The 20,099-nt window shown below is 70.3% G+C and carries 16 protein-coding genes; 9 read left to right on the top strand and 7 right to left on the bottom strand.

The window, feature by feature from the left end:
* Positions 1-63 precede the first annotated feature (63 nt).
* The 4 genes from VF697_RS22490 (at position 64) to VF697_RS22475 (ending at position 4,199) form a co-directional block, all read left to right on the top strand.
* Entirely contained in the window at positions 64-1,113 is a 1,050-nt protein-coding gene (locus VF697_RS22490) for a DUF72 domain-containing protein (protein WP_331098229.1), read from the top strand.
* Between the two features lie 75 nt (positions 1,114-1,188).
* A complete protein-coding gene (locus VF697_RS22485) occupies positions 1,189-1,440 on the top strand; it encodes a hypothetical protein (RefSeq protein WP_331098228.1) in 252 nt (83 codons plus the stop codon).
* Positions 1,427-1,768 (top strand): Smr/MutS family protein, encoded by a 342-nt coding sequence (locus tag VF697_RS22480; protein ID WP_331098226.1) that lies wholly within the window; start codon positions 1,427-1,429, stop codon positions 1,766-1,768. The genes VF697_RS22485 and VF697_RS22480 overlap by 14 nt, the downstream gene beginning before the upstream one ends.
* A 28-nt stretch (positions 1,769-1,796) precedes the next feature.
* A complete protein-coding gene (locus VF697_RS22475; protein ID WP_331098224.1) occupies positions 1,797-4,199 on the top strand; it encodes a PAS domain-containing protein in 2,403 nt (800 codons plus the stop codon).
* Positions 4,200-4,268: 69 nt separating this feature from the next.
* Here VF697_RS22475 and VF697_RS22470 read toward each other — a convergent pair whose 3' ends face one another.
* Both VF697_RS22470 and VF697_RS22465 read right to left on the bottom strand, forming a co-directional pair.
* Complete coding sequence (locus tag VF697_RS22470) at positions 4,269-5,762, bottom strand: putative metal-binding motif-containing protein (protein ID WP_331098222.1); 1,494 nt, start codon at positions 5,760-5,762, stop codon at positions 4,269-4,271.
* A complete protein-coding gene (locus VF697_RS22465; RefSeq protein WP_331098220.1) occupies positions 5,759-6,619 on the bottom strand; it encodes a hypothetical protein in 861 nt (286 codons plus the stop codon). The genes VF697_RS22470 and VF697_RS22465 overlap by 4 nt, the downstream gene beginning before the upstream one ends.
* A gap of 153 nt (positions 6,620-6,772) precedes the next feature.
* On the opposite strand from VF697_RS22465, the gene VF697_RS22460 reads away from it, so the two are divergent.
* Genes VF697_RS22460 through VF697_RS22450 form a run of 3 tightly spaced genes read left to right on the top strand, consistent with a single transcriptional unit; the run spans position 6,773 to position 9,606 of the window.
* A complete protein-coding gene (locus tag VF697_RS22460; protein WP_414641331.1) occupies positions 6,773-8,452 on the top strand; it encodes a serine/threonine protein kinase in 1,680 nt (559 codons plus the stop codon).
* Positions 8,453-8,454: 2 nt separating this feature from the next.
* Entirely contained in the window at positions 8,455-9,030 is a 576-nt protein-coding gene (locus VF697_RS22455) for a GNAT family N-acetyltransferase (RefSeq protein ID WP_331098216.1), read from the top strand.
* Between the two features lie 33 nt (positions 9,031-9,063).
* On the top strand, positions 9,064-9,606 hold the full coding sequence (locus VF697_RS22450) for a hypothetical protein (protein WP_331098214.1): 543 nt from the start codon (positions 9,064-9,066) through the stop codon (positions 9,604-9,606).
* A 19-nt stretch (positions 9,607-9,625) separates the two neighbouring features.
* Here VF697_RS22450 and VF697_RS22445 read toward each other — a convergent pair whose 3' ends face one another.
* From VF697_RS22445 to VF697_RS22430, 4 genes are all read right to left on the bottom strand, one after another.
* Complete coding sequence (locus tag VF697_RS22445) at positions 9,626-12,463, bottom strand: SNF2-related protein (protein ID WP_331098212.1); 2,838 nt, start codon at positions 12,461-12,463, stop codon at positions 9,626-9,628.
* A 146-nt stretch (positions 12,464-12,609) separates the two neighbouring features.
* Complete coding sequence (locus VF697_RS22440) at positions 12,610-13,935, bottom strand: DUF58 domain-containing protein (RefSeq protein WP_331098210.1); 1,326 nt, start codon at positions 13,933-13,935, stop codon at positions 12,610-12,612.
* Complete coding sequence (locus VF697_RS22435; protein ID WP_331098208.1) at positions 13,932-14,909, bottom strand: MoxR family ATPase; 978 nt, start codon at positions 14,907-14,909, stop codon at positions 13,932-13,934. The genes VF697_RS22440 and VF697_RS22435 overlap by 4 nt, the downstream gene beginning before the upstream one ends.
* Positions 14,906-15,949: a hypothetical protein gene (locus tag VF697_RS22430; RefSeq protein ID WP_331098206.1), complete on the bottom strand. Its 1,044-nt coding sequence runs from the start codon at positions 15,947-15,949 to the stop codon at positions 14,906-14,908. The genes VF697_RS22435 and VF697_RS22430 overlap by 4 nt, the downstream gene beginning before the upstream one ends.
* Positions 15,950-16,005: 56 nt before the next feature.
* Here VF697_RS22430 and VF697_RS22425 point away from each other — a divergent pair, with 56 nt between their 5' ends.
* Positions 16,006-18,051 carry a peptidylprolyl isomerase gene (locus VF697_RS22425; RefSeq protein ID WP_331098204.1) on the top strand — a complete coding sequence of 682 codons (2,046 nt, stop codon included), beginning with the start codon at positions 16,006-16,008 and terminating at the stop codon, positions 18,049-18,051.
* 12 nt (positions 18,052-18,063) lie between these two features.
* Here VF697_RS22425 and VF697_RS22420 read toward each other — a convergent pair whose 3' ends face one another.
* Entirely contained in the window at positions 18,064-19,170 is a 1,107-nt protein-coding gene (locus VF697_RS22420) for an HD domain-containing phosphohydrolase (RefSeq protein WP_331098202.1), read from the bottom strand.
* Positions 19,171-19,431: 261 nt separating this feature from the next.
* Between VF697_RS22420 and VF697_RS22415 the strand changes: the two genes are divergently transcribed.
* A partial coding sequence (locus VF697_RS22415; RefSeq protein ID WP_331098200.1) for a dihydrodipicolinate reductase occupies positions 19,432-20,099 on the top strand: 668 nt, incomplete at its 3' end.

Raw genomic sequence — 20,099 nt, 5'->3', positions numbered from 1 at the left:
ACTGGACCTTGGAAGTTCACCCGTTCCGGCTTACTCTAGAAATAGAGTCCGCCGGAGCGCGCCATGCCAGATCGCGACCCTTCCCAGCTCGATCTCTTCACCGGGGCCCCCAGCCCCACGCCCCCCCGTGGGCGTCGGCGCGGGCAGGAGGAGCCCGTGGGGCCCGCCGAGCAGCCCGAGGAGGTGAGGGTGCTCGGGGAGCAGCTCCCCGCGGGCCTGTTCCTGGGCACCTCGTCCTGGACGTTCCCGGGCTGGAAGGGGCTCGTCTACGACCGCGAGACCCCCGCGGCGCGCCTCTCCCGCGAGGGGCTCGGCGCCTATGCCCACCACCCCGTGCTGCGCACCGTGGGCGTGGACCGCACCTTCTATGCCCCCATCCCCGCCTCCGCCTTCGCCGACTACGCCGCCCAGGTGCCCGCGGGCTTCCGCTTCCTGGTGAAGGCCCACGAGGCGTGCACCCTCGCGCGCTGGCCCGTGCACCAGCGCTATGGCGACCTGCGAGGTCAGTCCAACGATCGCTTCCTCGATGCCGCCTACGCGCGCGATCTGGTGGTGGCCCCCTTCGTCGAGGGCCTCGGTGAGAAGGCCGGGCCGCTCGTCTTCCAACTGCCGCCGCAGGATCCGCGCGACTTCGGTGGGGTGGGGCCCTTCGTGGAGCGGCTGCACGCCTTCCTCGCCGCGCTGCCTCGCGGCCCCCTCTACGCCGTCGAGCTCCGCAACGAGTCCCTGCTGACGGAGGCCCTCGCCCAGGCGCTCGCGGACGTGGGCGCCTGCCCCGTGCTCGCCGTCTGGAAGGACATGCCTCCCGTGGAGCTTCAGGCGGTGCGCACGCGCGCCTTGCAGGCCCCCGCCCTGGTGGTGCGCTGGATGCTGCCGCCGAACCTCGACTACGAGGAGGCCCGCAAGCGCTACTTCCCCTTCAACCGGCTGGTGGACGAGGACGTGCGCACCCGCGAGGCCATCTCCCGCGCCAGCGTCGCCGCCCTGCGCGCCGGCCGCCCCGTCTTCGTCACCCTCAACAACAAGGCGGAAGGCAGTGCACCTCTTTCCGCCGTTCAGTTGGCTCGCAGCGTCATCTTACGAACGAAAAGCATCGCGAATGTGGAGTCGTGATCTTCTTCTGTGTGCGCACATGTGGCACCATCTCGTCACGTTGGCTGAGCACACGACTTGCTAGGAAGGGCGGTCATGAGATCGGTCCTTGTTGCAGCGCTCGTGGTCCGCATGACGGCGGCCGGAGGGGCGGGCGCCGGTGTCGAGGTAAAAGGGGAACGCGCGCCAGCGGGCGAATCCTGGGAAGACGTGCGTAAACATTTCTCCGCCCTGCGAAACGAGCTTTCCACCTTGGAGAACGAATTTCGCGATGCTCGGGAAAAGCACCGCATCGAGGCCGAGCGCAAGCAGCAGGAGTCGGAGCGCGAGCGGCGTGGGCAGCCCTGAAGAGGGTGGCCCGGACGACACCGAGTTCGACCCCGAGGCGCCGGTGGAGCTTCCCCTGGACGGGAACCTCGACCTGCACCTCTTCCACCCCCGTGACGTGAAGGACGTCGTCACCGAGTACCTCTGGGCCTGCCGACAGGAGGGGGTGCTCGACATCCGCCTCATCCACGGCAAGGGCACTGGAGCGCTGCGGCGCACCGTGCAGTCCCTGCTTCCGACGCTCCCCGAGGTCGAGTCGTTCCGGAGCGCCTCCGAGTCGGATGGCGGGTGGGGCGCCACCTGGGTCCGGTTGAAGCCCCTGGAGGCCCCGGGCGACGCCGAGCGTTGACGAAAGGACAGCAGGGACACCCACGGTCATGCCCACCGTCGCCGAGTTCATCGAGGGGAACCGGGAGCAGCTCATCGCTCGCTACGTGGAGGGGGTGAGCCGGCTGGAGTCCGCCCGGGGCCTCTCCGAGCACGAGTGCATGGACTCCTTCCCGGAGTACCTCTCGACGCTGGCGGCCATCTCCCGCCAGGGCCACCGGGGAGATGCCGCGAAGACGAAGCAGCGCCTGGAGGAGACGCACGTCAGCCAGCGCCTGCGGCTGGGCTTCAACCAGGAGGAGGTGACGAGCGAGTACGTCCTCACCGGGCGGTTCATCTCGGCCCTGTGGGAGAAGCTGCCTCCCGAGCAGCAGCCCACCCCCGAGGACACGCAGCTCCTCTTCGACGAGCTCGCGGGCGCGATGGACCAGGTGATCGTCACCTTCAGCGGCTACACCCTGGAGGATCGCCAGCGCGAGAAGCGCTACCTGCGCCGCCTCGATGCGCTCGCGTCCGAGGTGATGGGAGACGTCGAGCACCACCCCGTCTTCCTGGCGGAGCGGCTCGGGGCCCTGGTGGAGGTGGTGCAGCAGGCCATGAAGGCCGATGGGGCCGCGCTGCTGCTCGCGGATGCGAGCGGGAAGAGGCTCGTGCCCACCGCGTCCACCGGCCACTGGAGCACGCTGAAGCCTCCCGCTCCCATTCCGGTGGAGGGGCCCTCCTTCATGGCCCAGGTGGCCTCCTCCGAGGAGCCCGTGTACCTGTCGGACGCGGCGGGCGCCGGCGAGCTGGTGTCCCAGGGTGTGCGCCAGAGTGGCCTGCACTCGCTGCTGGGCCTGAGGCGGTGGCCCCACGGCAAGCTGCTCGGCGTGCTCTGCATCGGCGTCACGGAGACCCGGCCCTTCGAGCCCCAGGCCCGCCGCTACCTCGAGACGCTGGCGGAGTACCTCTCCGGCATCATCGACAGGGCCCTCCTGCTGCAGCGGCTGCGCCAGTCCGAGACGCTCTACCGGCTGGCGACCCAGGCCATCAGCGACGTCATCTGGGATTGGAATCTCCTGACGGACACCGTCGCCTGGAGCGAGGGGGTGGAGAAGCTCTTCGGCCACTCGCGGGAGCGGCTCGGCGGGCATGTCTCCGGCTGGTACGACAACATCCACCCCGAGGATCGCGAGCGCGTCGTCCACGGCATCCACGAGGTCATCGCGCAGGGGGGCGCGCGGTGGCGGGACGAGTACCGTTTCCTGCACCGCAACGGCAGCTACGTCCATGTCACCGATCATGGCCTCATCGAGCGGGACGCGGGCGGCAAGGCCGTGCGGATGGTGGGGGCGATGCAGGACATCACCGCGCGCAAGGTGGCGAGCGAGGCGCTGCGGGTGAGCGAGGATCGGCTGCGCCTGGCGGTGCGCGCGGCGGAGCTGGGCACCTGGGACATGAATCCGGTGACGGGGGCGCTGCGCTGGGATGAGCGGACCCAGGTGCTCTTCGGCGTGCCACCGGAGACCGAGGTGACATACGACACCTTCCTCCAGGGCCTCCACCCGGAGGACCGCGAGCGCACGCAGGCGGTGGTGCAGCGCTCGCTGCAACCGGGCGGCGGTGAGTACGACACCGAGTTCCGCACGGTGGGGCTGAAGGACGGGGTGGTGCGGTGGATACGGGCCACCGGCCGTGCCTTCTTCGAGGGGGGCCGGGCCGTGCGCTTCATCGGGACCGCCCAGGACATCTCCGACACGAAGCGCCAGCAGGCGGAGGCGCAGGCGCGCGCGGAGTTCGCCGAGCAGCTCATCGGCATCGTCTCCCATGACCTGCGCAATCCCCTCAACTCCATCTCCCTGTCCGTCACGGCGCTGCTGCGGCACGAGGACCTGAGCGAGCGCCAGGCGAAGGGCCTCTCGCGCATCTCGGCGTCCACGGAGCGCGCGACCCGGATGATTCGCGATCTGCTCGACTTCACCCGGGCCCGGCTCGGAGGGGGCATCCCCATCGTGCGCCAGGATCTCGACTTCCACGCGCTCGTCCGACAGGCGGTGGAGGAGGTGCAGCTCGCGCACCCCGAGCGGGAGGTGCGGGTCGTGAGGAGCGGCGCGGGCGCGGGCGCGTGGGATGGGGACCGGCTGGCCCAGGTCGTCACAAACCTGGTGAACAACGCGCTGGCCTACAGTCCCGGGGGAACGCCCGTCCGCGTGGAGACGCGGGCCGAGGACGGCTCCGTCCTGCTGCGCGTGCACAACGAGGGCAAGCCCATTCCCCCCGAGCTCCTGCCGCGCCTGTTCGAGCCGATGACACGGGGCCGGCATGACGGGGAGGCGGCGAGCCGCAGCGTCGGCCTGGGCCTCTTCATCGTGAGCAACATCGTGCGCGCGCACGGAGGCTCCATCGAGGTGCGCTCCACCGAGGCCGAGGGCACGACGTTCACCGTGCGGCTGCCGCGTAAGAGCATGGGGTAGCGCGGAGAAGAGCCTGCCGCCGGGCAGCACGTGCCCTCGGGCCACTGCGAGCGCGAGTCCCGGTGAGCGCTACGGCCCGCAGAAGGGCAGGAGGTACGCCTCGCTCGACACCACCACGGCGCTCGCCGCCAACGAGGTGACGGGGTGCTGGTAGAGCACGTAGCGGGAGAAATCCGGCATGAGGACGATCGTCTCGGCCAGGGTGGGGGAGTGCAGGATCCGCAGCGGATCCACCCGCTCCACCTGACTGGGCGAGAGGGTGGCGAAGTAGGGGAATCTCATGCCCGAGAGCGCCTCCTTCATGACCAGCAGCGCGAGGCCTGGCATCGGCTCCCCCGGCCGCTTCGCCATCTGCATGCGCTCGATGTGGCCGGCCTGGGAGTGGTAGGTCGAACCGAGGCAGGGCGAGGTCTGCGTGGCCGGACACGTCACGGACAGGATGTCGGACTTGCTCGGCTCGAAGCTGTTCTGCACGTAGTAGACGGTGAAGCCCGTCTCGGTGTCCTTCTGGGGAACGATGAACGGCGAGTGGTTGAAGGAGCCCCGGGTGAGGAGCACGGGGGTCCCCGCGAGCAGGCCCGTGTTCGAGATGACGCCCACGTATTGGCCACTGCCGTTGTCGTACGCGACCAGGAAGCGGTCCGACTTGCCGTTGGCCGTGGCATGGAGTCCGAAACTCGAGGCCGGAAGGGTGAGCCTGAGAGGGGTGCTCACCGATTTCGGGGTGAGGTCCCGGGAGACCGTGACGGCCCAGACCTCGGAGCCCAGTGTGGTCCCATCGCCCGTCGTCGTGACGAGCAGGAGGATATGGGTCGAGTTGATGGCGAGCTCGAGCTTCGAGGCGTTGGTCAGGGACGTCGTGCCGCTGGTGTAGGGGACCTCGAGCGGCTGGGTGGTTTGCTTCCCGCTCCCATCCATCAGGGTCAGGTAGACCTTGGGCGGGAGCTTGCTCCCGAACGTCCGTTGGATCCACGCCGCCGCGACGGTGTCTCCCTGCGCCACGAGCGCGGGAGCCTGACGGTTGCTGTCCTGGGGGGGCGAGAGCGTCTCACCCGCGTGCAGGACGCCATCGGTCGAGAAGGAGCGCGTCACGAGGCCCGCGGGCTCCATCGTGAGGACGAGCACCGTGTCCGCCTTGCCAACGGCCGAGCGGTTCACGGGGATGGCGGCCAGGGAGGCGCTGGGATCATGCTCCTTGGTGAGGTTGAGCGCTGCCCAGGAGTCCGTCCTGCCGTCGCAGTCGTTGTCCTTGCCGTCGCACAGCTCGAACACTGGCCCCACCGCCCCCTCGCAGCCGCCCAGGAGGCCCTCCGCGTTACACAGGCGCTTGCCCATGCTGCACTCACCCACATCGGAGCCGCAGGCCTCCTGCGTCCCGGGCGTGCAGGCCAGGCCCTCGGTGCGGATGCAGCGGTTCTCGAAGCAGACCGAGTCCTCGGGACATTTGTGGTCCGCGTTGCAGCCGGCGGGGCGCTCGGCCTCGAGATCCTCGAGCGTCGGGACGGTGCAGGCCAGGGCGCAGGCGAGACAGGACAGCAGCAGGAGCTTGGACGCGTGGCTCACGGCGAACCCCCTCCCGCGGAGGTGGAGTCGGGAGCGCTGGAGCTCCCGGGAATGAGGAAGGTGGCGAGCGCTCCCAGTGCGGCGGCGCCCGCGGTGCTGAACAGGATGTTGGCGACGAAGGCCTGGCTCTCGGCGCTCTTCAGGCGCGAGGCGCGCTCGTCGTAATAGGCGGCCTCCCGCGCGAACCGCACGTTGGTCGCCGATTGCAGGCCGAAGAACCCCGCGGCGCCGCCAGCCACCGCGCCCGTGCCCAGGAGCACCAGCGGCAGTACCGAGCGGCGGGGCGCCTTCGTGGAGGCGACATAGGCGGGCGTGGGGGGAGGCGGCTCCACTCCGGCGGTGAGGCCGGGGGTCTGCACCGGACGATCCCCGGCGGGAGCTTGCGCGGTGGCCCCAGGCTCGGTTGCCTGGGTGCTCGTCGAGGAGGCGCCCAGGTCGTTCAGGACGGACTGGCGCACCTCCTCGAAGTCTCGCTCCACCTTGGGAGACACCTTCACTGGGAGCTTCGCGTCCGGATTGAGGTAGAGGCCGGTGCGGAAGGCGGCGAGGGAGCGCACCCGCTCGCCGAGCTCCGCGTGCACGATGCCCTGGTACAGGGCCACCGCCACCTCCTGCTCGGTGTCCTGCGCCAGCGCCTTGGCCCGGGACAGGTGCTCCAGGGCCTGCTCGTACTCGAGGTTCTCGTAGAGGCGGACGGCGGTGGAGAACGAGCTCTGGAAGTTGCCCCTCCGGGCCGGCGCCTTGCGAGCCGGGGCCTTGCGGGCGGGTGCGGCGGCGCTCGCGAGGGAGGGCAGGGTGGCCATGAGGCAGAGGGCGAGGACTCGCGCGCGCTCTGCTCGGAGGGCATAGGCTTTCATGAGGTGTCACCGTAGCAGGTGGTGGATCGTCGCTGGCAGCCCCCTCCACGCCGGACGCGGTGGGCATATGATGCGGCCGCATTCCGGGCTCAGGAGATCGCCTTGACGCAGGTTGGCAAGTACCAGCTCATCAGCAAGCTCGCCACCGGAGGCATGGCCGAGGTGTTCCTCGCCAAGGTGGCCGGGCCCATGGGGTTCGAGAAGACCCTCGTGCTCAAGCGCATCCTGCCGCACCTGGCCGAGGATCCGCATTTCGTGGGGATGTTCTTCACCGAGGCTCGGGTGGCCGCGCAGCTCAACCACCCCCACATCGTGCAGATCTTCGACTTCGGTGAGACCGAGGGCACCTACTACCTGGCGATGGAGTACATCGACGGGCCGGATCTGCGCACCCTGGCCGCGCGTGCCACCCAGGCGGGAGTGCAACTGCCTCCAGCCTTCTGCGCGAAGCTCATCGCCTCGGCGTGCGAAGGCATGGCCTTCGCCCACGACTTCGTGGACCCGGCCACCGGTGAGACGCTGGGCCTCATCCACCGCGACATCAGCCCCGACAACCTCCTGCTGTCGCGCCAGGGCGCGGTGAAGGTGGTGGACTTCGGCATCGCCAAGGCCTCCAACCAGAGCCACAAGACACAGACGGGCCTCATCAAGGGGAAGATCGCCTACATGCCGCCGGAGCAGCTCCAGGCCGGGCCGCTGGATCGGCGCGTGGACGTGTACGCGCTGGGCGTGGTGCTCTACGAGCTGCTCACCGGGCAATACCCCTTCGATGCCACCACCCACGTGAGCATGATGCAGGCCATCCTGTTCGAGCCGCTCATCCCCGCGTCGTCGCGCCGGCCGGACCTGCCCCAGGCCCTGGTGCAGATCCTCGAGCGCGCGATGGCCAAGGTACGCGAGGAGCGCTATCCGGACTGCGTTGCCCTCCTGGCGGACCTGGAGCACTTCATCCTCTCGACCGGCCAGCCGGTGGGAGCGAGGGACCTCGCGCAGTGGGTGGAGCGGCTCTGCCCGAGGCGCGACGGGCAAGCGAAGCCCTTTCCCTCCAGCGAAGAGAAGGCCATCGGCTTCGATCCGACCGTCTTGTCTCCCAAGAGGACCTCGGCCGGCGAGCTGCGCCCCGGGACCATGGTCGCCCCGAGCGATGACGGGATGGAGCCCACGCGCCTGTCGCAGAAGGCACGCACCGAGAACGTCATCGTCCAGGACATCGGGCAGGACGCCGAGGCCCCCTTGGAGCCCACACTCCTCTCGCCCAGGAGGCGCGCCCCGCCCGCGGCCGGGCCCGGGAAGGCGGCTGGCCCCCAGGGGAAGGCGGCTGTTCCCACCGAGGTGGACCTCTCCCCACGGGTTCGCCGGAGCCGTACGGGCCTGGGTGTGGCCCTGGGGGGACTGGTGCTTCTCGCCGCGGGCAGTGGCGTCGTGTTCTTCCGGGGGAGCTTCGCGCAGTCCCCGTCAGCGGTTGCCCCGTCCGAGGCCCCGAAGCAGCCGGTCGCGGCGGAGCCGCCGGTGGTCGCCCAGCCCGCGCCAGTTCCCGAGACAGGTGGCGAGAAGCCCTCGCCGGAGACCACGCTCCCAGAGCCCGCCGAGGCTCCGGCCGTGCGACCCAAGGGGGCACAGCATGCCAGCCTGGCGTTCCGCATCCGGCCCTATGCCATCGTGTTGCTGGATGGGACGGCGATTGGTCAGACGCCGCTCGCGCCGCGCCAGGTCTCCATCGGCACGCATACCGTGCGCCTCATCAATCGCGAGCTCGACAAGGACATCACCCGGACCATCAAGGTGAAGGCCGGCCAGTCCATCGTCTTCAAGCACGACTTCCTCGCGAAGTGAGCATGGCCGTCACCCCTCTCGACCTGCATACCGAGCGTCTGTGGTTGCGTCCCTGGCGCGACGAGGACGTGGACGCCTTCGCCACGCTCAATGCGGACCCTCGGGCAATGGAGCACTTCCCGGCGCTCCTCTCGCGGCAGGAGACCGAGGCCGTGGTCGCCCGTTTCCGCGCCCACTTCGCCCACCATGGCTGGGGCTTGTGGGCGGTGGAGGTGCCGGGCGTCGCCCCCTTCATCGGCTTCGTGGGGCTGTACACCGTGCCCTTCCAGGCCCCCTTCACCCCGGCCGTCGAGGTGGGCTGGCGTCTGGCCCCGGCGCACTGGAGCCATGGCTACGCGACCGAGGGGGCCCGCGCGGTGCTCGAGCTGGCCTTCCAGCGGCTGGCGCTCCCCGAGGTGGTGTCCTTCACGGTGCCCGCCAACGTGCGCTCGCGCCGGGTGATGGAGAAGCTGGGCCTGCACCACTCCCCCGAGGAGGACTTCGACCACCCGCGTCTGCCCGAGGGACATGCGCTGCGCCGCCACGTGCTGTACCGGGTGAAGCGCTCGGAGTGGCTGGCGCTCAGGGGCCCGCAGTAGGCCCGCCCACCGCGCTGATGCGATGATGGGCGCATGCGTCCACTCGAACAGCGACTTCGTCCGTTCTCCCTGCTGCTCACCGCCGCGCTCCTGTCGTCCGCTCCGGCGTGGAGCGGCACGCCGAAGTCAGTGGACAAGACCGTGACCGGCAAGCTGGTGTCGGTCGAAGACAACGGAATGGGTGAGACCTACACCATCGAGACCCGTGAGGGGTCGAAGGTGAAGGTGAGCGCGGACCCGGGCAGTGAGCGACCGGAGAACGCGAAGCTCGGGACGCAGGTGGTGGTGAACTACGCCGAGGTCACCCAGGAGCGGGTCGACGCGGCCCGACTGGCCAGCGGACCCCGGTTCAAGAAGAAGCCCAAGGCCACCGTCCAGGGCACCCTGACGGGGTACTCGAGCGGAGACATGGGCGACTACATCTCCCTCAAGAAGGGCGCCAAGGAGGAGAACTACCTCGCGGACTTCGGTGTGCTCAGCCCGGAGCAGGTCAGCGCGTACCTGGGCAAGAAGGTCGAGCTCTCCGTCTACAAGCACACCTCGACGGAGTTCCGCGACCTCGAGGTCCTGCCCTAGCAAGAGGGCAGGGAGGGGACTACGACAGCCAGAAGTAGGCGGAGGCGATGAGCGAGCGCTTCTCCGTCACCTTCGCTTTGTTGGCGAGATCCGCCACCTGCCGGTCCTTCGCCGCGTAGCGCTTCTCCTCCTCGTTGCGCAGCGAGGCCAGCTTCTTGCGGTACTCGCGCTCCAGCCGCTCGGCGTGTGCTCGCGTCTTCACCCGCTCGGCGGGGTCCTCCTGCGAGCACACCTCCTTGCGCGCCTCCTGCCAGGCCTCGCGCGCCCGCTCCACCTGCTCGCGCGACTCCAGCAGACAGTCCTCCGCGTAGCGGTCCGCCCGCTCGCGCGCCAGGTCCAGCTCCAGCGCGTTGCGCCGCTCCGCCGCCCGGAGGATTTCATCCTTGGCGGCCATCAGCGCCTGCTCCTGCATGAGCGACACGGACACCGGAGGCGGCTGCCGGCGCCGCTCCTCCTTGGCCGCCAGCTTCATGAAGTGCTCGCCGTCGGCGAGCGGCAGGGCCCGGAAGCCCTTTCCGTCGCGCTCCAGCACCAGCACCATGTGCACCATCTTCTCTTCGGCCTTCAGGCCCGTCGTCTCGAACTTGTAGACGAACCACCAGCCCTCGCAGCCCGCGAGCCGGGCCAGCCGCGCCGGCAGCTCCGCCGCGTCGAGCTGCAGGTAGTTGACGGCGTCGTGCGTGCGGTCGCGCACCGCGTAGGCGGCCTTGGCCACCTGGAGCCGGCCCGAGGCGCTGCTGTTGCCCAGCACCGAGCCCGTCAGTGCCCGCGCTCCCTGCTGGCGCTTCTCCAGCGCCTCCTTCGTCACCGCGCTGGCCATGCGCAGCCGCCGCCGCACGTCGCCGTCGAAGCGCTCCATGAGCGTCGAGCGCGCCTCCGTCATGCGCGCGCTGATGCGCCCCTCCATGTCCGAGCGCAGCTTGTCGAAGGCCTTGTTGATGTCGTCCGGGTGGCGGCAGGACTGGTAGATGTCGAGCACACGCCGCTCGAAGTCCACGCCGCTCTCCAGCGCGCCGAGGATCTCATCCGACGCGCCGAACACGCCGTCGAAGAGGTTCAGCTTCTTCTCCAGCAGCTCGTAGAGCCGGGCGTCCGCGGCGTTCTGCCGGTTGAGGAAGTTGATGACGAGCACGTCCCGCTGCTGGCCGTAGCGGTGGCAGCGACCGATGCGCTGCTCCACCCGCTGCGGGTTCCACGGCAGGTCGTAGTTGACCACCAGGTTGCAGAACTGGAGGTTGAGTCCCTCGGCGCCCGCCTCGGTGCAGATGAGGATCTGCGTCTTGTCGCGGAACTCGTTCACCAGGGCGCGGCGCTCCTCGGGCCCGCCCCCCGAGTCACCCGACAGCAGGGAGATCTTCCCCGCGTAGCCGTTGGCCGACAGGAGGGTGAAGAGGTACTGCTGCGTGCGCTTGGACTCGGTGAAGATGAGCGCCTTCTCCGGCCAGCCCTGGCCCTTCATCACCTTGAAGGTGCGATCCAGGGCGCGCTTGAGGGCCTCGCCCTTGGCGTTCACCTTGATGGAGTCGGCGAGGTCCGCGTACTGCTTCAGCTCCCACATCTCGTTCTCGAGCGTGCGGATGCTGACGGGCTTGGCGGGGTCGTCCGACCACTCCTCGCCCTCCTCGACGAACTGCTTGGCCTCCTCGGGCTCGAACATCTCCAGGGCCCGCTGGCCCAGGCGCGCCGCTTCCAGCCGCTTGGTGAGGTTGTCCGAGAGCCGCCGCAGGGTGGGGGCGATGGCGTACGTGGAGGAGGCCAGCAGCTTGCGGTAGCAGAGCGTGAGCAGCGTCTTCTTGCCCGGCTCGATGGCCGCCACTTCGGAGCGCTGCAGGTACTCGCTGACCTTCTCGTAGAGGTCCTGCTCCTCGGGCGAGGGCGCGAAGTCCTCCACGATGGAGCGGCGGTTGGTGTAGCGGACGTACTCGCGCACCTGCCGGCGCAGCGTGCGCTGCACCACGGGGGCCAGCCGCTCCTTGAGCTCGTTGACGGCGTCCGTCTGCAGCCCGCCCGTCTCGGCCTCCAGGCGGTAGCGGCTGCGGAAGGCGTGCTCGGGGCCGAGGATCTGCTCGTCCAGGAGCGTCACCAGCCCGAACAGCTCCATCAGGTCGTTCTGCAGCGGCGTGGCGGTGAGCAGCAGCTTGGGGCGGCCGCTGAGGGAGGAGCGGAGCGCCTGGCCCGTCTTGTGGCCCGCCCGGTAGGCGTTCCGCAGGCGGTGGGCCTCGTCGATGATGACCACGTCCCAGGGAATCTCGGCCACCAGCTGCGCCTTGTTGGCGGCGAACGGGTGCGAGCAGATGACGGGGAAGGGCTGGTCGAAGCAGTTGCCCGTGGCGCGCACGGTGCGGCCGTCCACCATCACCGACTCGAGGTCGAACTTCTCGCGCAGCTCGCTGTTCCACTGCGCGCGCAGCACGGCCGGGGCGAGGATGAGGATGCGCGTCTTCCCCTCGGCCACGAGCTGGGCGATGACCATGCCCGCTTCGATCGTCTTCCCGAGCCCCACCTCGTCCGCGAGCATGCAGCCGCCGCGCGACAGCGAGTCGATGGCGAAGCACGCCGCCTCGAGCTGGTGGGGGTTGAGATCCACCTTGGCCTCGACGAGCGCTCCGGCGAGCCGCTCGCGCGAGTCCGAGCTCTTGATGGTGAGCTCCTCGGCCAGCAACCGCTCGTGGAACGACGTGAGTGGCCGGCCCTGCTGCCCAGCGTCCGCGCGGACCTCCGTCCCCGACACCGCCGCCGCCGCATCCACCGCCACCCGCAGCTCCCTGAACTCCCTCGCGACCTCCGGCAAGACCCTGTCTCCGTCGTACGTATCGAAACGTGCTCGCACAGGCGTGTAGCACGAAAGAGGCGCCATTTTGGGAAGTGCGATGGACGTGTAAAGGGGGTCTTCTCCGAGGCCGAAAACTCGGCTCCGGAGCGATTGGCACGGTTTTTCTTCGGGAGCGTCGTCGCGCGAGCGTGTGCGCGAAGGGAAGTGCGTGGGGGACTTGACGGACTCGGTTACAGCAGTCCGCGCGCCTTCACGTGCAGATAGCTGTTGACGGCGGCGGCGCCGAAGCCCTTCGCCGGAGCGCGTACCACGAGTGCACCAGCGTCGCGCAGGGTAAGGGCGGTGCGCTGGTAGTCCTCCTCGAGGCGCGAGGCGGCCTGACGCGCGTAGGCATCCTGCACGGTGGTGGGCACTCCGGTGGCGGCGGACTGAAGGTCCTCGTCCAGGAGCGAGGCCACCACGGGCAGGTGCCGGGGACGCAGCGCCAGCGTGCGGGCCAGCAGGGTGCTGGAGGCGTCCGGGTCCACCAGGTCGGTGAAGAGCACCACCAGGGAGCGCCGTGAGGAGCGCGCGAAGGCGAAGTCGTAGGCGCGGCCGTAGTCGCTCTCCTCGAGCGCGGCCTCGGCGCGGTAGAGGGACTCGGTGAGGAGGCGCAGGTGCTCGTGGCCCTTGCGCGGGGGGAGGAAGGCGCGCACGTCGCTGGCGAAGGCGAGCACGCCCACCATGTCCCCGGCGTCCAGGCTCACCTTGGCGAGGCGCAGCGCCGCGTCCACCGCGTGGTCCAGCTTGCGCCGGCCGTCCACCCGGCCCGCCATGTGGCGCCCGCAGTCGAGCAGCAGCAGCACGGGCTGGTTCCGCTCGGGCTGGTACACGCGCACCATGGTGCGGGCCCGGCGCGCCGAGGCCTTCCAGTCCACGGTGCGGTAGTCGTCGCCGGTGCGGTACTCGCGCAGGGATTCGAACTCGCGGCCCTCGGCGGAGCGGCGCAGGGTGCGCTCGGCCGGAGCATCCGAGGCCACGGCGAGCGCCAGCGCCTCCCGCGTCAGCGCGGTGAGGTCCGGGTACACCTTCACGTGCTGGGTCGCCGGCACCCGCACCTGGCGCGCGCACAGGCCCAGCGGACCCAGCAGGCGCAGGTGGATGTCACCGAGGCGCAGGTCTCCGCGCGTGGGGGGGGTGAAGGCGTAGGAGAGGGTGGCGTGGGCCGCCCGGGGCGAGACGGAGAAGGACTGCTCGTGCCCGCGCACGTCCACGCCCGGGGGCACCTCGTCGCGCACGAGGCCGCGCACGGGCCGCGGGCCGAGCAGGTGCAACTCCAGCCGCACCGGGTTGGCGACGCCCGAGGAGAGGACGGGCTCCAGCACGCGCCGCACCTCGAGGTCCGAGGCACGGGGAGCGGAGAAGAAGTCGAAGGCGCACAGCAGCAGCACCGCCGCGTCCAGGGCGAGGGCGAGCCACAGGAAGGCGGGGCCGGCGACGGCCAGGGCGGCGGGCACGAGGGCCGCGGCGACGAGCGCCACGGCGAGCCCGGTGGGGACGGGCCGGCCGAGGCTCACCGGGGAACCTGGACGCGCTCCAACGTCTGGCGGAGCACGTCGTCCGCGGTGAGGCCCTCCACCTCCGCCTCGGCCTTCAGGAGGAGGCGGTGGTTGAGGACGCTGGGGCAGACGGCCTTCACGTCGTCCGGGGTGACGAAGTCCGAGCCGTTGAGGGCCGCGCGGGCCTTGGACGCCGCCAGCAGCGCCTGCGCCGAGCGCGGAGAGGCCCCCAGGCGCACGCGCGGGTTGGCGCGCGTCTCGCGGATGAGCTTCACCACGTAGGCGAGGATGGACTCATCGCAGGCGACGCGGGCCGCCTGGGCCTGCAACTCCGTGAGCGTGGTGGCGTCCAGCACCCGAGCCACCTGGGCGACCTTGCCCTCGCGCTGGTGGAAGCCGCGCACCATGTCCAGCTCGGCCTCGGGCGGCGGGTAGCCCACGCGCACCCGCATCAGGAAGCGGTCGAGCTGCGCCTCGGGCAGCGGGTAGGTGCCCTCCAGCTCCAGCGGGTTCTGCGTGGCCACCACGAAGAAGTGGGCGGGCAGCACGTGCGTGGTGCCGTCGATGGTGACCTGCCGCTCCTCCATGGCCTCCAGCAGCGCGGCCTGCGTCTTGGGCGGGGTGCGGTTGATCTCATCCGCCACCAGCACCTCGGTGAAGACGGGGCCCTTCACCAGCTGGAAGGCGTTGTCCTGGGGCCGGAAGACGTTGGTGCCGAGGATGTCGCTCGGCATCAGGTCCGGGGTGAACTGGACGCGGGAGAAGTCGAGCCCGAGCGCGGAGGCCATGCTGCGCGCGGTGAGCGTCTTGGCCACGCCGGGGACGCCCTCGAGCAGCACGTGCCCGCGCGCGAGGAACGCGGTGACGAGGTCCGCCAACACGTGCCGCTGGCCGAGCACGGTGGACTCCAGCGCGGCGGTGAGGCGCTCCAGGGACGAGCCCCCGGTGGCAGGGGTGCGCGCGATTCCCACGGCGGAAGGGGGCGACGTCATGACGCGGGCTTCTCCTTGAGTCCCAGCAGCGTGCCGCCGAGGCTTCCCAGCGCGCCGAGCAGGGCGAGGTACACCCCCATGCTGGGCGTGGAGTTCATGAGGGTCGCGTTGCCCATGGGGGAGGGCACCTCGGTGGCGTCATACGAGAGCTTCATGAAGATGATGCACCAGAGGACGCAGAAGATGGACAGGCCGAGCTGCGCGAGCCAGGGGATGAGCACGTTGAGGCTCGGCATGGACCGGCGCACGCGCACGGCGATGGTGCCCATGACGGCGAGGGCGCCCACGATGCCCACGAGTCCCGAGCTCATCAGCCCGAGGATGTCGCCGTCCGCGGCCGTCTCCTTCCAGGGGAGGAAGGCGGAGAGGACGATCGCCCCCGCGCCGCCGAAGGCGATCCTGTCGGAGAAGCCCAGCAGGCTCACGAAGTTGCGGAAGTCATCCATGACCTCCTCGGGCGCCACGATCTGACTGGAGCCGGTGCCGCTGGAGTCACGGGACGGGGTGAAGCCGACGTCCGCCGGATCGAGCTCGGTCTTCTGCGGGCGCCGGGGAGCGGGAGCCGCCGTACGGGCGCCACTGCCGCCGGGGCGGGGTGGGGCGGAGCGGGTGCCGGGGCTGGACCTTCCGCTCGCGGTGCGCGGGGGCGCGTTGCGGACGATCTCCTCCATGCTCTTGATGTTGGTGGCGTCCTCGTTGGCGACCTCCGGGGCCACGGCGGGCTGTCGGGGGCGTGAGCCGGCGCCGGGGTTGGTGCGGACCGCGGGGCGGGCTCCGGTGCTCCGAGCGCCGGGAGCGGTGCGCACGGGGCGGGACGCGGGGGCCTGCTTGGGGGACGGGGCGGGCCCGGAGCCCGTTACATCGTCCGAGTCCTGGGGGGCGTCCGCCGAGATGAAGGAGGAGTCGATGATGTAGTCGCACGAGGGGCAGATGGACGTGCCATCCGCGACCTGGGTGCCACAGCCAGGGCAGTTCAGGACCGGCGCTCCTTGAGACGGTGAAGCGCCGCGCATCTTCCGGTGCCGGATGGCCCAAGTCAAACGGCTTACGCGCTAACCCCTGGATTTTCGCGGGGAATTGGCCTAGGCGGCAGGCCATGAGCCCTCCGCGCGCCGCCGTGCCTGCCTGTCTGCTCTGGGTCTTCGTGTTCTCGGGGTGTGTCCATTCCGCGCCGCCTGGCGAGCAGGGGGGGACAGGGGCGGAGGTGGCCGTCTGGGAGGATCGCCGCTCGCTGGCGGATGGGCGACTGGTGGCGCTCGCGAGCCGTGGGCCCGTGCCGGAGCGGGTGCGGGCCTTGCGCGCACTCGCCCGCATCCAGGACCTCTCCACACTGGAGGTGGTGCTGGCGGGACTGGGTGCCGCCGAGGTGCCCGTGCGTGACGAGGCCGCCTTCGCCACGGGGGTGCTGGCGCTCGCGTGGGAGCCCCGCACGGACGCGGAGAAGGCTCGCATGACGGAGGCGCTGCTCGCCGCCGAGGCCACGGAGGCGGACGAGGGCGTGCGGCGCACCCTGCTCGAGTCCCTGGGCAAGCTGGCCACGCCGGGCGCGGTGAAGCGGCTCTCGGAGCGGCTGACGGAGGGGCTCCCGGGAGTCGCGGGCCGAGCGGCCCAGGCCCTCGGGGTGGCGGCGCGCCGGGGCACGTCGCTGGCGGACGTGCCGCTGGAGCCGGTGGCGGGGCTGCTGCGGTCCGGCCAGTCCGAGGAGTCGCGTTACGGTGGGGCCTACCTCCTGGCGAGCGTGAAGCGCCCCGAGGCGTTGCCCTTCCTCCGGCGCTGCCTCGGAGATGAGGCCCCGGACGTGCGCGCCCTGTGCGCGAAGGGACTCGGAGACGTGGGCGGACCGGAGGACGCGGTCGTGGTGGGCACGCGGCTGCGGGACGAGGTGCCGCGCGTGACGGTCGAGGCGGCGCGGGCGCTCGCGAAGCTGGCGGCACGGTGCAGCGGGGACTGCACGCCGATGGACCAGCTCCGGACGCTGACGACCCAGGCTTCGCGCGTGGCCCGGGGAGACTCCGCGGTGGGCCATGCGCTGCTCGTGGTGGCGCAGCAGGGCCTTCCCGAGGCGGGGCGCCCGGTGCTGGTGGCACTGCGGCGCGCGCTCCAGGAGGCGGCCCCGAGCGAGGACCTGTGGAACCTCGACTGCCGGTTGGCGGCGGCGCTGGATCGGCAGACGGGGTCGCTCGACGAGGTGCTGCGCTGTGGTGGAGGCCAGGTGCCGGAGGTGCGGCGGCTGGCGCTCGGCCTGCGCGAGGTGGCGCAGTCGCGAGGCAAGGGGGGCGCGAGTGGGGCGGTGCAGTACCTCTCGCACGCGGATGTGCGGGTGCAAGCGGCGGCGCTGGACGCGGTGTCGGCGCGACCCGTGCCCGAGGCGGCCGCGCCCGTGCGCGCGCTCCTCGGCGGGAGCGACCTGGTGGTGGCGGCCTCGGCGGCGAGCACGGCCGGGAAGCTGAAGGACGCGGAGGCGCTGCCCCTGGTACGAGCGCTGGCGGAGCGCGTGCCCCAGGAGCCGGACCTCGCCGACCCGGTGGCGGGTGCCCTGGTGGCGCTGGTGGGGAAGGACGCGGAGCCGGTGCTGCGGACGTGGCTCCAGCACCCGCATGCGAACGTGCGCCGCGCGGCGGGCGAGGCCCTCTCCGAGCTCACGGGTCAGCCCGTGCGTGCCCCGCATGTGGAACTGCCAGCGGACGCGCGCCGCTCCGAGCCCGCTCCGGCGGGCACCTCGCTCACCTTCCGCACCACGAAGGGAGACTTCACCGTCGCGCTGGATGAGGAGGCGCCGCTCACCTCGGGCAACCTCGTGACGCTCGCGCGCCAGGGCTACTTCCGCGGCATCACCTTCCACCGTGTGGTGCCGGACTTCGTCGCGCAGGGAGGAGACCCGCGTGGAGACGGGGAGGGGGGCCCGGGCTACTCCATCCGCTGTGAGATGACGCGTCGGCCCTACCGTCGTGGAGTCATCGGGATGGCGCTGTCGGGGAAGGACACGGGCGGCAGCCAGTTCTTCTTCACCTACTCGCCGCAGCCGCACCTGGATGGCCGCTACACGGCCTTCGGCGAGGTGACGCGTGGCATGGAGGTGGTGGACCGGCTCCTCGAGGGCGACACCCTCCAGGAGGTGGAGGTGTCGCCCCGAGGGGGGTGATTCAGAGGACGACTAGCTGGCGACGCGGTTGGGCACCTTGCCCGGCGTGAAGCCGGCCCAGAGTGCGTTCTCCGCGTTCTCCATGTCCTCGACCTTCTTGCGGATGCGCTGCCACTCGGCATCGGGAATCCGCAGGAAGGCCTCGGCGAGCTCGGGGTCGTACTGCGTCCCCGCGCAGCGCTTGATCTCATCGCGCGCCACGGACATCGGCCGGCCCTTGCGGTACGGACGGTCCGAGGTGATGGCGTCCACCGTGTCGGCGATGGCGAAGATGCGCGCGCCGATCACGATGTCCTTGCCCTTGAGCCCCTGCGGGTAGCCCTTGCCATCCCACCGCTCCTGGTGGTGCAGCACGATGAGCGAGGCCTCGTGCAGGTAGGGCATCTTCGCGAGGATCTTGTAGCCGTACTCGGGATGCTTGCGCATCTCGACCCACTCCTCGGGGGAGAGGGGACCGGGTTTGAGCAGGATGGTGTCGCTCACACCAATCTTGCCGATGTCGTGCAGCAGCGCTCCCTGCTCCACCACCTCGAGCTGCTCGCCCGTCAGGGCGATCTCCTCGCCAATGCGGCGCGAGTAGAGCGACACCCGGCGCGAGTGCCACTGCGTCTCGGTATCGCGGTAATCCAGCGCGCTGATGAGCCCATCCAGCAGCCCATTGGTACGCTCCACCACCATCCGCTCGAGATCGCGGTTGATCGTGGTCAGCTCCGCGTTCTTCTGCGCCACCTCTCGCGTGAGCCGCTCATTGGACTCCACCAACCGGAAGTGCTCGAAGGCCTGCCGTACGGCGCTGGTCAGCTCACTGAGCGACCACGGCTTGCCCAACAGACGAAACACCTCGCCCCGGTTGACTGCCTCCGAGGCCGTACGGAAATCCGCCGCCGCGGTGAGCATCAGCCGTACCGCACGCGGATTCTTCTCGCGCAGGGTGCGCAGGAGCTCCACGCCGTTGAGCAACGGCATCATGAAGTCCGTCAGCACCACCTGGAAACCCTCTTCCTTGGCGGCCTGGGCGGGATCCGAGTGGGTGATGACCTCGTAGCCCTCCGACTGGAGGATCCGCGACAACGCAGCGAGAATGAGCGGATCGTCATCCACCACCAGGATGCGGTCCATTAGAACCAAGCCTCCCGACCCAAGAGGGACGGATGTTAGAGAACCGGGCCGTTATACACGGCTTTCCGCCCAAAGGTCACACCCGCTCCGTGTGGGTCCAACCTTCTTGCTTGCTGCCCAACCTCTTGAAACCTCAGTTGTTTCCACGGGGAAGCTTCCGAGCGCACGCACGAGCCGCTTGCTTGCGCCGCTGGGGGTGGTCTATGGTGCGCCAAGTTGCTGCATTGTGGTGTAACTCCTTGATTTTTGGAGAGTTCTCCGATGCCTAGAGCCTCCGCAGGGCCGGTCCCGGTGGTGGTCATGGGGTTGGGAGTCATCGGGCAGGAGATCGCCAGAGCGACCCAGCTCTCACCCGAGGTGGAGCTGATCGGCGCGATAGACGCCAACCCCCAGCTCGTCGGTCGTCCCCTTTCCGAGGTGATCGGGGTGCCCGGCTTGAAGGGAAAGGTAGCCGGGACGCTGGAGGCCGCGGTGGGCCGACGCCAGGGCGTCGTGCTGCTGCATGCCACGGGCTCGCGGCTGGAGCAGGTGATGGATCAACTGCTCGACGCCTTGAAGCTCGGCCTGCCCGTGGTCTCCACCTGTGAAGAGCTGGCCTTCCCCTTCCTCAAGTATCCCGAGCTGGCCGAGAAGCTGGATCGCGCGGCGCAGAAGGCCGGGGTCGCGGTGCTCGGCACCGGCGTCAACCCGGGCTTCGTGATGGACCGGCTGGTGGCCACCGCGGGCCAGGCCTGCGGTCCGGTGCGCCATGCCACCGTCACCCGTGTGGTGGATGCCCGCACGCGCCGTGAAGCCCTGCAGCGCAAGATTGGCGCGGGGCTCACCGAGGACGAGTTCTTCGCCCTGGTGGACAAGGAGCAGCTCGGCCACGTGGGGTTGGTGGAGAGTGCCGCCCTGTGCGCATTGGGGCTGGGCATGGAGTGCGACGA

The organism is Archangium sp. (assembly GCF_036388035.1).
Classification (GTDB): domain Bacteria; phylum Myxococcota; class Myxococcia; order Myxococcales; family Myxococcaceae; genus Archangium.
The sequence above is the reverse complement of the archived record's forward strand: the minus strand, read 5'-3'. Positions and strand labels throughout refer to the sequence as shown.